Consider the following 12,948-nt stretch of genomic DNA (forward strand, 5'->3'; position numbering starts at 1 on the left):
TTATGGATATTTTAACAGATGATGAATTAAGCCTAAATCAAGACGACCCAAGATACAAACCAAAATCCCAGAGAGGAACAATTGCTGATTTGGGGTTGGGTGTGGTGTCTGGAGTGGCTATGGGGACTGTTGAGGTTGCAACATCACCCGATGCTTTGGTGCGAGGAAATAAAAAAGCATCCGCTTTACGAGCTCAAAACCTATCAATTTTTAAGCCTGATGATCTTGGTGCAGCTGGAGAATTTACTTATGGGCTAACTCGTGATTTTACAAAGGTTGGCTGGAACGCTCTTACCTCAATTGGATCAGGAGGGTTGGCTGGAATTGGGGCACAAGCTGGATTATTTGGCTTCCAATCATATGAAGCTGAAAAGGCTGATTTGATCAACATGGGTGCTGATGAAAGTACAGCTGCAAGAGGTGCTGCAATTCGCGGAGTAACTGATGCTGCAACTTTCGCAATCCCTGTTCATGGTGTTGCAAAAAATGTTGTGGCAGATGCTGTTTCAACTACAGGACTTGCTATTGGCGGTGGCATGGTTGGGGATTATGTTGAAGGAGATTATCTTAAGGATAGTGGCATTAAAAAGGTAGCTCAATATGGAGAGGGGTTAAAGGAAAATGTCACTAGTCCAAGCACTATTGCAGCCAATGGAGGTATGGCACTTTTATTAAACTTGTGGGCGAATAAGGGGAAACTACGGCCGGAACAGGCAAAGCAAATTGAACAAACAGATGCGGCTACTGATGCAGCACACATTCAAGCTAATATAGAGCATGCAGAAAAATCTAATATTTTTGAGCCTGAAACTGCTAAAGATGCAAATTCGCACTTTGATGCACTAGATGCATCAACAGAGCAGGCATTAAATAATGAGATTATCTCACTAAGAAGTCCAGTTACTGGAAGACCTAAATCTATTGTAGCTTCACCAAAACGAATGACAGCACAGGCACAAGCAAAAACAATTCAGCCTGTGAGTATTGGTCCATCAGAATTTAGCTCCATTAAATATAATGACCCACGACTTGATACCATTGCTGATAACAAAGGCATTGAAATGGAGATGCAATGGGCAACCCCTTTAATCAAAGCCATTCGGAAAAGTGGTGAAAAGTCTAATAACAACCAAGTATCGCCAAAGGGTGCCAAATCGGTTATGCAATTTATTCCGAGCACTTTCAATGGACTAAAAAAGAAATATGGGAAAAATTGGGATATTAATAATCCGAGTGATATGACAGAGGCTGCGTATTATTTGATTAGAGACATTTCAAAAGAATATAAAACCAAGGACCCAAGAGTAATAGCAGCTCACTACAATGGTGGTTATAAAAATGGGCGGTCTGTTCAAAACACAGGAAAGGCGGTTCATGCTGAGACGATTGGCTACATTGACCGAATTAGCAAAAGCTTAGATAGTTCCAGCGCAACACCTATTATTCGGAGTTCAAACTCTGAGTTTCCTGAATTTGAATCAGTAGATTCCAAACCTGTTGAGTATAGATCTCAGGGTGATGCAGAAGTATTGGCTCTGCCTAATATTATGCGTGACAGTCTTGTTGATGATATTGACCTTAAAAATGATCTAGAAAATAATTTCAAGGACTTAGAGGCTCCACTCACAAAGGAAGATCTCGACTATCTAAGAGACACAGCACACTATCAGCCTTATGATGGAAATACTAATCGCGTCCCTTATGTAGAGCCGCAAATAACATTGTCTGGCAAAGGCGTGTCAATGGAGACGCGATTAGCACAATTAGAGCAAAGTATAGAGCAGGTGCAAACCACATCTGATCCTCAGCAATCTACAGTAGGAACTTCAAGACAAGAAACCTTTAATAACCAGAGCAATGTTGATGATCAAATTGATGGGCTTATTGTTGCATCAGATGCGCCATCAGCCAATATTGATAATTGGCAAGGCACACGATCTGAAAGCTATTTAAAGCGGAGTATGGCGCAATCTAATGGATCGACATTGCAGCAGCTGTATAGCAAAAATCTCAACACAACATTTGAGCGGCAGATTAATAGCGATGGAACAATATCTCCTGTAAAAGCAATAAAGAATGGTCAGGATTTATTTAACTCATCCAAAGGGAATGATGCGCTTAGCAAAAGTCAGAATAATGCAGCTCAAGCACTGGACCGTGAGTTTTGGCAACCAAAATCAAACCGTGAAGAAGGTGCGCCAGACTTAACCAAAAATAGCAATGAAGAGTATGGTGCCTTCTCTAGCACAGCAGATGGTCGAGAGGCATTAGAGATTATGGAGTCAAATCCTGATATGCAAATATCCTACACAAGACTAGATCATGACGGTAATGAAGAGTTTGTAACCGCATCTGCACGAGATCTGTTGGATGATCTTCGGGCTCAAGAAGAAATAGCAAAAGAAGATATTGCAGCTGTCAAAGCACTGGCTAGTTGTGCTTTGCAGTTTGGATAAAGGGTTTGAATTCTAATTGCTCGAATACTATTATTAAACAAAACATAAATTTAATAGTATTTGAGTAAGAAAAATGTGTATATGTAGCATGCCAGGAGATGCCTTTATTTTAATAGGTGGGGGAATGAAAAGTTTTTGGGATTGGATGGGAACAAATTCAGGGCAGATCCAAATTATAATTGCACTTGTCGCATTTTGGCTTGCTTATCTTGGATATAAGAAGGTTCTTAAACAGATTAACATGGCTGAAGAGCAGTCCGCAGAGTCAGAAAAACAAACTAAACATTTTGCTGAGCAAGTGAAAGAAGCTGCAAAACAGACAGGATTTGCAGCAAAACAGTTTGAGACTTCAAATCTTCAAACCCAAGAAATAATTGGACATAGAAATTTAGTTTTAGATATTAGAACTGAGGAGCTTAAATTTGAGTGCATTGATATGTGCGCAAAAGCTATTTTAACTATTCAGAAAACAGAGCTAGTTTTAAAAAGAGGAATCTCAGTAAGTGCAGGCAGAATGTCAATTTTCGTAATACCACAAAATATTCTTGACTGGATAAATCTTAATGTAAATAACATGAATAATGAGATAAATGATCTGCGAGTAAAAAGTAAAGAACTAATAGATATCTCTGGGAAATTGGCCACCAATAGCAATTCACTAACAAGGGATGAACTTTATGAGAGCTTGATGACAATAAAGCTAATTTATTTAAGATCAATTAGAAGCGAATACACTTACGCTGAGTTTACAACAGAACTTATAAAATTGTATCCATTACCTTAGAAATCATACCCAACAAACCAAGTCTCCATTAATGCTCAGATATAGAAAATTATCTGGGCATTTTTTATGAAACCACAATGTAGAGAAGCAGTAGAAAAAGCGCTAGGCCGCAAAACGCCAACCAACTATCGGAATCGCATTTCACTCATTTATCAACGAGCTCAAAACATATTGGCTCGCAATGATCCAGATTGGGCAATGAAAAGTCCTGCAGAACGAGCAGAAGCAATTGCACAAAAGACAGCAAGTGACCTGTCTATTCAGATTGCTAAGAACAATCAAAATATCGCACGTGATGCCGTATTAAAGGCACAAATCGAAGCTCAAATTTACAACCATCCTAAGCTAAATCCTATTCAGGCTTTAATGCGCAAAATAGCTTATTTCTCTGATCAAAGTGGAATTCAGTCTGCTGAAAAGCAGTCTCAGGCATTGCATAGCTTATGGATGTCCAGAGTGGCTGACGTTTTTACCAAAACCCAAGAGCGCTTTGGTATGTCGGTTAATAAAACCATGACTGATGACATTATCCGAGTAATGTTTGGGGGTAAGTCTGATAACCCTGAAATTACAGCAATGGCCAAAGAGGTGGGTGACACATTAGAGGAAATACGTGTTGCCTTTAATCGCAATGGGGGCAATATAAAAAAGCTCGACAATTATGGCTTCATGACATCACATGATCAGAAAAAGGTCGCACTCACTGATCAATCAGAATGGAGCAATGATGTACTGCAAGGGCTAGATCGGAATCAATATATTAAAGAAGATGGCGCTTTAATGAATGATGGCGAGTTAAAGGCAGTGCTTGATGATGTGTACCAAACAATTGCTACCAATGGAGCCAACAAGGAGCTTATTGCACTTAATCAACAAAAGAAATCTGATTCTATTGTCCCAGTTGGAGGCAAAGGTAAAATAGCAAACCGTCACCAAGAGGCGCGGTCATTGCATTTTAAAGATGGTGATGCTTGGTTGCAGTATCAAGAGAAATATGGAACATATAATGAAACTGGTTTTCATGAGATTTTAAAAAACCATATACAACGTATGTCTACAGAAGTGGCATTAATTCAAAACTTTGGATCAAACCCGAGGTTGGCTTTTGAAACAATCTTGAATGAGGCTTTAATCCGCTCTAAAGCTGATCCAAAGAACGGACAAAAACATGGAGCTCTTGATAAACAAGCTCATCGAGCGACAACGATGTATAACACACTAGACGCAAACACCAGAGCAATTGACTCGACTTTAGGAAATATTATGGGCGGACTTCGGGCGCTCATGGTTTCATCAAAGCTTGGCAGCACCACTCTGACCACTTTTGGCGACCATGCAAGCATGAAACGGATTGGCAATATGTTGGGGTTGTCTTACACCAAATCCATTGCTCCTGAATATATGAAACAACTTACACAGGGCAATTACAGAGATGAGGCTTTACGGTTTGGTTTAGGTATTAATGAAATGGTTGGATCAATGTCAAGATTTGGTGATTCTGATGTTGTTAGTAGTGCTACAGCCTCTGGTAGATTTAATGCCAGAATGCAGGGGCTGGCATCAGCAACAATGAAGATATCTGGATTGAATGCTGTAACAGCAGGGGCAAAACGGGCTTTTAATTTGGTTCACATGAATAAGCTTGCAGAAATGACTCGCAAGACCCACTGGTTAGATTTAGGAGAAGCGGACTTAAAAATCCTTAAGGGCAATGGAATTAATGAAAAAGATTGGGAACTATGGAGTAAATTAGAGCCAAGTAAACGAGAAGATGGTACACCAGTTTTAACCCAGAATGATTTCTTTAATGCACCTGATGAAGTTATTAATCAGTTTTTGCCACCAGATAAACAATCAAGTGAAAGAGCTATTCAGGATTTCCGTTATAAAGCGGCAATGAAATATCAAACTCATATCTTTAATGAAGAATCAGTCGCAATTATTGAGGCTGGAGTACGCGAACGGAGTGTCATTAATTTAGGGGAAGCAGGAACTATCCAAGGAGAACTTGGGAGAACTTTATTCCAATTTAAAGGCTTCCCATTGGCGTATATGTTCCGCCTTGGGCATCGTGCCTTTGCTCAAAATGATATTAAAAATAGAGTAACATTTTTAGCTTCTTTGCTTGCATATCAGACATTAGCTGGTGCATTGATTGTTCAAATGCAAAACGTTACTAATGGAAAGAACCCAGAGCCCGTATTTACTCCTGATTTCTTTGGTAAAGCTTTATTAAAAGGAGGAGGCTTGTCTTTTATGGGGGATATTATGAGTGCTTTGTCAGATCCAACTGGAAGAAGTGCATCTGATTTTATAAGTGGGCCTTTACTTGGGCAAAGTATGAAATTAGGAATGTTGTTAACAGGAATGGGCAACAACATTATTGAGGGTAAAGAATCTACCCGACTAATGGAAATTGCTAATACTTTAAAAGGGAATATTCCATTACAAAACCTATGGTACAGTAAACTTGTAGTAGATCGAATGCTATACTCTAAACTTCAAAATATGATAGATCCAGATTATTTACCTAAAACACAACAACGTCTTGAAAATTTAGGTAATAGTTTTTGGTGGGATATGAGTGAACAATAAATGATTGTACTTATTGCTATTTGCTTAATGGTTATTGCAGGTGTCCTCTTAGCTTTTTATTTCAAAAGTTACCCTGTGAATTCCAGTGAGATTGGTGGGAAAATTACTAATGCTAAAGAAACTTTGTTAAGGCCAAAGCCTATTCATTTTGAGCGATATGTGGATTTGCAACAGTATGTCTATAGCAATATAGACTGTGAGCTTAAACATTTTAATCCTTTAGTTGGAAAGGTAAGCAAAATTTATTCAGAAGAAGAAAATGCACAAATTGCTATATTAACTGGTGATATTGATCCTATTAAGATGGTTCAGGCAAAGTTGTTAACTGACCAAGGTGTAATAGATGTGGAATTATTTATCCCAAAAAAAGATGCTACTGTAAGTATTGGTGATTTGATTATTGCTATTCCACAAGAACTACCTCCCTTGCGATTTGGCGGAGGAGTTGACAAGTTGCAAGAAAAATTTGCTTATATTGCTTCAGGTACAATAGAGCCTATATACCTTGGGAAGAACTATGGGTGGAAGCCAAAGGAAATTTTTATTGATCCTAATGCAAATAGTTAGAAACTATAGATACACAGGGTACAATTGTTAGTTAAACACCCACCAAACCACCCCTTAAACCCTCGTATATATGAACATTATGCGAGGGTTTTTATATGCGTGATGATCAAATTGCTGAACTAGAAAAATTACATGAACTAATGACTGATGACATGCTAAAGGTTGGGTTTGCAGCTGTAGAGATGGGGTTCGAAACACCAGAAGAACGAGGTGATAAGGTTTGGCTATACAAAGGATTCAATCAGTGTGGATCAGCAGTTGCAAAAATTGACCAAGTATTAGCTATGAAAAAGGGGATCATCCCACCTACAAGTACCAATGAAGAAACACAAAGAAAATATGAGGAGCAACTAACCAGTAAAGCCCAAAACATAATCCAAAAAGTAAAAGAGCAGACGAAGTACAACTAAATATGAAAGCTTCTTTTGCCGAATTCTATGTTCTTTGGGATGAGCACTTAGGGCGTGATACTCCCTTATTCCATATCGAAACATGTGAATGGATGGAGATTCTATCTGACGAAGTTGATAATGTTCTCATGCTTCCTCGTGGGCATAATAAGTCTGGTATTGTCACTGTCTTCAATGCATGGCGATTCTATGTGGATGTTGATGACCTTGTTCTTCATCAGGGTGCAACAAATATCGATGCTCTTAAATGTAGTCGTGCAGTTGTTCGTATTCTCTCTAACCACCCATTATGCAAATTAAGTGATGTCAATAAGTCACATGGTGGAGTAATCAAGTGGTGGGTAAAAGGGTCTAATGATGAGCAATATGGATCTATGTATGCACGAGGCATTTTATCTAGTGTCACGGGGCAACGTGCCAAACATATTCAAAATGATGACGTTGAAGTTCAGAAAAACGTTGCAACCGAAGAAAACCGTGAAAAATTAAAACACAGCTTAACTGAGCAAACTCATATCTTAGTGCCAGGCGGGACAAGTCTTTTCATTGGTACGCCTCATAGTTATGAGTCGATCTACAAGGAAATGATTGAGGCGGGCGCCAACAGCTTTATCCGACGGATGTTTGAACACGAATATCGAATTGAAGGTCGCAGTGAGGCGATATTAAATTTTTACCCAGAATATGTATTTAGTGGAATACATAAATACAGTAAGTGCTTGGAGGAAGGTAAGCATTACACAGTTGTAAAGCATGGAAATGGTTTTAAGGTAAAGCTGCTTGAAGAATACTCTATGGTTGATTTCTATGCTAAAGCCTTGTGGCCCGAGCGCTTCACCAAGCAGGAAATGACCAAGCGTAGGAAGAAGTGTCGAACGCTAAATGAATGGGACTCACAATACCAGCTACACGCCAAACCTATTGGCGATGTGCGCCTAGATCCAGATAAATTAATCCCATACGACTGTGAGCCAGTCTTAAAAATTGCGAACAAGAATCCTGTAATGATGCTAGGAAATGTGCGAATCGCATCCGCATCATTAAGGGTTGACCCCTCAAGTGGTAAGAAAAATTCTGACATTTCATCAGCTGCCCTGATTCTCCATGATGAACAAGGGCGTATGTATTGGCACCGGTCCATTAGCCTGACGGGAGAAGTTGCAGAATTTGATGAAACAGGTAGAGATATCATCGGGGGGCAGGTATTCCAACTTGTCCAAGTTATTAAGGAATTCAGCCTAACGCGTGTGACGGTTGAGACCAACGGCATAGGAGGGTTCTTTCCAAGCGTCTTAAAAAGCTGCCTCAAACAACAGGGTATTAGATGCGGGGTTTCTGAAATCTCATCAACTAAAAACAAAAATCTAAGAATTTTAAATGCAATTGAAGGGCCTTTGAATTCGGGTGTTCTATGGGCTCATATCTCCGTTTTAACAGATGCAGAAAAACCGGATGATGATAGTTATGAAGTAAGGATTATGCGCTCTTGGAACCCGGCTGTGACTAACCAGGTTGATGACCCACTTGATTCTCTTGCAGGGGCAATATCGGATGAACCAGTTCGCATCGGTAAATCACACAACAAAGAAGAATACAAGGAGTCGCCTAATTGGAGGACAAACGGTGGTGTACATGAGGCCACCTTGGACTTTGAATATTAGGGTGAAGACATGGCAGTACCAGAGCAAACGCCAATTATTGAATATATAGCAAATGGGTCAACAACTGAATTTGTACTAGGTTTTGAATGTGAAGTACAGGATTATTTAAAAGTCACTGTAGATGGGTTTGTACCCTCTGTAGGGACATGGTCCTTAGTAGGAAATGCTGTTGTATTTTTAATTGCTCCAATGTCAGGTTCAGTGATCAAAATTAAAAGACAAACTGACTTGAAGCGTACAACAGATTATCAGGCCTATGATAACTCGTTCCGACCTGCACCAGTCAATAAGGATTTCGATACCATATGGCATGTACTGCAAGAGTTGAATCTTGATAACTCCTTAACAGATCAAAAACTTCAAGAGCTAATTGATCAGATAGTCGATGGGAATATCAATGGATTGCCTGCAGAAATTCTTGCTCGTATTGCAGGGGATCAGGAAAATTTAAACTTAATCAATGCGGAATCCCTAAGAGCTTATATAGCTGAGCAAGTACTCGAATCTAAAATTCAAGATACTGAAAATAATTTAAATAACGCCATTTCTGCTGAAACAAATAGGGCTATTTCGGTTGAACAGGGATTACAAACGCAAGTAGATTCCTTGGGCGGGGGTGCTTCTTTTGGTTATACATCTTATGCAGAAATGGTAGCAAATGCAGCAAACATCCCTGCACATTCTGTTATTACTGTTGGCGGGGACCCGGATTCAAGTAAAGATGGTCAATACATTTTTGACGGTAGCGTTTTTAATAAATCACCCTATGACCCCTTAAATCAGTCTAAAGGCTACTCAGATTCCAATGCTTTTTTTAAGCCTAAGGCTATTATTGTTAATGATCTAAACTTATTAATTGAAGAGGGTTACCATTATGCTGATGCTACATCATCAGCAAATATTGCGAATAAACCTACAGGTGTTACTGGGTCTTTCTTTATCCTTGTTAGAAGGCAAGGTACATCAAATATTTTGATGCAAGAGATTGTAGATAACCAGCTACAATCCTTTAAACGTCGGCGCCCTAACGCTACAGACTGGACGACATATGAGCAATTTACATCTAGAACATTAGTTAGCTCTTTAATTGCAGCAGCTCTTGCAATTGGCACAGTAAATAATGGCGATGATCTAAATAATTATTTAACTACGGGTGTTTGGTTTACTGGATCCGCTTTCGATAATATCTTAAACAAGCCGCCACAAGTGCCAGCGGCATTTAAATTTGAAGTTGAAGCGAAACTCGTTAGTGGCAACAATATTGTGTATCAGACGATCACAAGTCATCAGAATATTGTTTTAAAGCGTCGTTTTAATGGTTCTGTATGGACTGTATGGGATCTTCAAAAAAAGATTAATCAGGAATTAGCAGTCGCCACAGATCTAAATTCCTTTGTTGGCGATGGGACATGGTTTGTACAAAGTGTAAATAATGGACTTATTTCTAACAAGCCAAGTATCGCAACACATGCCTTTACTATTAGTAATGTGGGCTACACCTTTGGTGCTAATACTGCATGTCTTCAAACTATCACTAACCACCTGAATCGCTCGGTATCTCGACGTACTGCAAATAGTGGGACAACTTGGACAACATTTGATGAGATTGTAACAACAGCGAATGTTGCAGATATTATTGCGCCATATATACCAGAAATTCCTTCAGATATTGGTGTATTTGGCACATACATTAAATCAATTGGCACTAAGTTAGCAGCATATCAGTTGCCGTCGATTGCACAAATAAATCACTTCCTGAGCTATGGTCAGTCATTGAGTATTGGTGCAGGAGGCCAACCTGCTATTTCACTCACTCAATATGCAAGCAACCTTACTTTTGCCGGTGGACCTCGTGCGGCTGCAGGGAACTATTTACCTCCTAAACCGCTTGTTGAGGATGATCTAAATGCGCCTGATGGTGGAACCAACCGTGGAGAAACATTGTGTTCTGGTGCAGCAAACTATGCTTCACAGCAAATGTTGAAACAAAATGGCATTAAGCCACAAGACCATGTGATTTTAGCTACAGCAGGAGGCCGTGGTGGATATCGTATTTCACAGCTTAACAAGGGTACACCGTGGTATGACAACAACATGCTTGCACATATTGATAATGCTGTAAATCACTGCACTGCAAATGCTTTGTCGTATTCAATGGCACTGATTTCTTGGGCGCAAGGTGAGTTTGACCAGAACAAAACAGATATCACACGCGCGCAATATGCAACAATGCTCGAGCAGCTGCAGGTAGATATGCAGACAGATATCAAAACCCGAAGCGGTATGAAAACTCGCATTCCTTTTGTGACGTATCAAACAAGCTGGTACGTAAAAAAAGCGAACCATGTTTCATTAGCTCAGCTTGATGTTGTGAAGCGTAATGAAGATTTCTACTTCAGTACACCGATGTATCACTTACCACATTTCACAGATGATTTGCATCTAAATAACGTGGGTAACAAGCTATTTGGTTGCTATGTTGGGCGTGTGTATAAGCAACTTATTATTGATCAAATTCATCCTGAATTCTTGTGTCCCTTAAGCGCCGAAATGCAGGGTACAAAGATCATTGTTCGGTTTCATGTTCCAAAAGCTCCCCTTGTTCTCGATAATGTGGGGCTTGCTGCAACGACAGATCATGGATTCAAGGTTGTTGATAATGCTGGTGCAACAGTCGCACATAGCTCGATTGCAGTTTCAAGTGATGGCACAAAGATTGAAATTGAATTGGGGGCAGTACCATCAAATCCGATAAAAGTTCGCTACGCGTTGGATTATTTAGGAGTAGGCCTAACCATTGGTGATGGTGCATCTGGTAACTTGCGTGATAGTACGACCGATCAGGTAAGCTTCAACGGCAACACATATAACCTTTGGCACGTCTGTCCACACTTTGAGCTAGATATATTGAATCTTCAAGTTTAAACACCCAACCAAACCACACAAGCCTTAGCTTTAAATGAGCTAGGGCTTTTTTATTGCCAAAAAATTAAGGGGTAGGTATGTCAGATACAGAAACTTATGGTATCCGCTTGGAAAAGAAGGTGGATGATATTCGGCAGGAGGTTAAGTCGTTATCAGAAAGCTTGATTCAGATTAAAACCATCAATGAACACCAAAAAGTTCAAAGTGAAGAGAACGCAAAGAAGATTGAGAAACTAGAGTCAGGCGCTCAAAAAACAGAAGGCGCTATTACATTTCTCAAGTTCCTTGGCGGTTTTGCACTGACAGGGATGATTACCTTTTGCACGTGGATTGTTTCAAATAACCAGGCTATGCATCAACGCATTTCTGATACGAACCAGAAGGTTGCTGTAATTGAATCAAAGATTGCATTTAGGGGTGCTCCATGAATAGCGAACAGACTCGGGCATATTTGGCCTTTGCATTGGTTGGATTGATGTTTGTATTGGTGATTGCTTTATTTTTCGTTGATATGCCGCGAGAGAACAGCAACTTAATCAATACAGCCCTCGGTTTTATTGCAGGGGCAATGACAACAGCTTGTGGCTTCTATTTTGGTAGTTCTGAACTTGAGAAAAAGAAAGGTGAGCGAGATGACAACTAAACCATTTTTCGATGCTGCCCGTGAGCTTGCTGGCGGTAAATTAACACAGGCTCAGGTCGATAAGTTGAATGCAGTGGTTGATGATCTGAAGCCATCTGGCATGACCACAAGCAAGACCGGTATCGATCTTATCTATAGCTTTGAAGACACTAAACTTCAAGCCTATGATGATGGTGTTGGCGTTTGGACTATAGGCACTGGAACTACAGTTTACCCAAATGGTGTGAAGGTCAAGAAAGGCGACACATGCACTTTGGCTCAAGCAAAAACTTACTTCTCCCATGATTTAAAGCGTTTTGAATCCTCTGTGAATAACTTGGTGAAAGTGCCACTTTCTCAAAATCAGTTTGATGCACTTGTTAGCCTTGTCTATAACATTGGACAAACAGCTTTTAGTGAATCAACTCTTTTGAAGAAATTGAATGCTAAAGATTATCAAGGTGCGGCAGATCAGTTTCCGCGTTGGAATAAGGGTGGTGGCAAAGTGTTAAAAGGGCTAGTTCGTCGTCGTGCTGATGAGCGAGCACTCTTTCTAAAGAAGTAACTTATATGTGCCAACGATCCAAACTTGCTTCGATTGTCACAGTACTGTGCCTTCTGTTCTCTGGTTGCACAGCACATACAATTAAAACAAATGTCTCAATCAGTGTTTGCTTGCAGTGCTACCAGCATTAGCAAGCATCACTCCCTCACAATGTCCACGCCCTTCAACTTCCTGCCTCTGGTCACCATAAAATAATTGGCTTCTCTTTTCTCTAAAAACTTAATGGCGTCATCTTTTGAATCTAAAAATACATACTGCTGAGTGACCATTGCATTGATATCTGAGTAATCCTGATATTCTTCATATAGTGATTGCTGGATATGCAAGTATTGCTTGCCTTTCTTGATGTAGAAATAACGCATT

11 protein-coding genes are annotated in these 12,948 nt (G+C 39.8%); 10 read left to right on the top strand and 1 reads right to left on the bottom strand.

What is annotated here, in order from left to right; genetic code table 11:
• Window positions 1–2 precede the first annotated feature (2 nt).
• The 10 genes from MSG93_RS01505 to MSG93_RS01550 all read left to right on the top strand — a co-directional run bounded on the left by MSG93_RS01505 (window position 3) and on the right by MSG93_RS01550 (window position 12,585).
• On the top strand, window positions 3–2,456 hold the full coding sequence (locus tag MSG93_RS01505) for a transglycosylase SLT domain-containing protein (protein WP_324619330.1): 2,454 nt from the start codon (window positions 3–5) through the stop codon (window positions 2,454–2,456).
• Window positions 2,457–2,544: 88 nt separating this feature from the next.
• A complete protein-coding gene (locus MSG93_RS01510; protein ID WP_324619332.1) occupies window positions 2,545–3,240 on the top strand; it encodes a hypothetical protein in 696 nt (231 codons plus the stop codon).
• Between the two features lie 66 nt (window positions 3,241–3,306).
• The gene (locus MSG93_RS01515; RefSeq protein WP_324619334.1) at window positions 3,307–5,835 is read left to right on the top strand and encodes a hypothetical protein; all 2,529 of its coding nucleotides are present in this window, start codon (window positions 3,307–3,309) and stop codon (window positions 5,833–5,835) included.
• On the top strand, window positions 5,836–6,402 hold the full coding sequence (locus MSG93_RS01520; RefSeq protein WP_324619336.1) for a hypothetical protein: 567 nt from the start codon (window positions 5,836–5,838) through the stop codon (window positions 6,400–6,402).
• Window positions 6,403–6,497: 95 nt separating this feature from the next.
• The gene (locus MSG93_RS01525; RefSeq protein ID WP_324619338.1) at window positions 6,498–6,812 is read left to right on the top strand and encodes a hypothetical protein; all 315 of its coding nucleotides are present in this window, start codon (window positions 6,498–6,500) and stop codon (window positions 6,810–6,812) included.
• Between the two features lie 2 nt (window positions 6,813–6,814).
• On the top strand, window positions 6,815–8,473 hold the full coding sequence (gene terL, locus MSG93_RS01530; RefSeq protein ID WP_324619340.1) for a phage terminase large subunit: 1,659 nt from the start codon (window positions 6,815–6,817) through the stop codon (window positions 8,471–8,473).
• A 9-nt stretch (window positions 8,474–8,482) separates the two neighbouring features.
• Window positions 8,483–11,398, top strand: a complete 2,916-nt coding sequence (locus MSG93_RS01535) for a pyocin knob domain-containing protein (RefSeq protein ID WP_324619342.1) — start codon at window positions 8,483–8,485, stop codon at window positions 11,396–11,398.
• A gap of 77 nt (window positions 11,399–11,475) precedes the next feature.
• Entirely contained in the window at window positions 11,476–11,826 is a 351-nt protein-coding gene (locus MSG93_RS01540; protein WP_324619344.1) for a DUF1398 family protein, read from the top strand.
• Window positions 11,823–12,041, top strand: a complete 219-nt coding sequence (locus MSG93_RS01545; RefSeq protein ID WP_324619346.1) for a hypothetical protein — start codon at window positions 11,823–11,825, stop codon at window positions 12,039–12,041. The genes MSG93_RS01540 and MSG93_RS01545 overlap by 4 nt, the downstream gene beginning before the upstream one ends.
• Window positions 12,031–12,585: a lysozyme gene (locus MSG93_RS01550; protein ID WP_324619348.1), complete on the top strand. Its 555-nt coding sequence runs from the start codon at window positions 12,031–12,033 to the stop codon at window positions 12,583–12,585. The genes MSG93_RS01545 and MSG93_RS01550 overlap by 11 nt, the downstream gene beginning before the upstream one ends.
• A gap of 137 nt (window positions 12,586–12,722) precedes the next feature.
• On the opposite strand, the gene MSG93_RS01555 is transcribed toward MSG93_RS01550, so the two are convergent.
• On the bottom strand, window positions 12,723–12,947 hold the full coding sequence (locus tag MSG93_RS01555) for a hypothetical protein (RefSeq protein WP_324619350.1): 225 nt from the start codon (window positions 12,945–12,947) through the stop codon (window positions 12,723–12,725).
• Between the last annotated feature and the right edge of the window lies 1 nt (window position 12,948).

Origin of the sequence: Acinetobacter sp. IK40 (genome assembly GCF_035615075.1) — a bacterium.
Lineage (GTDB): Bacteria > Pseudomonadota > Gammaproteobacteria > Pseudomonadales > Moraxellaceae > Acinetobacter > Acinetobacter courvalinii.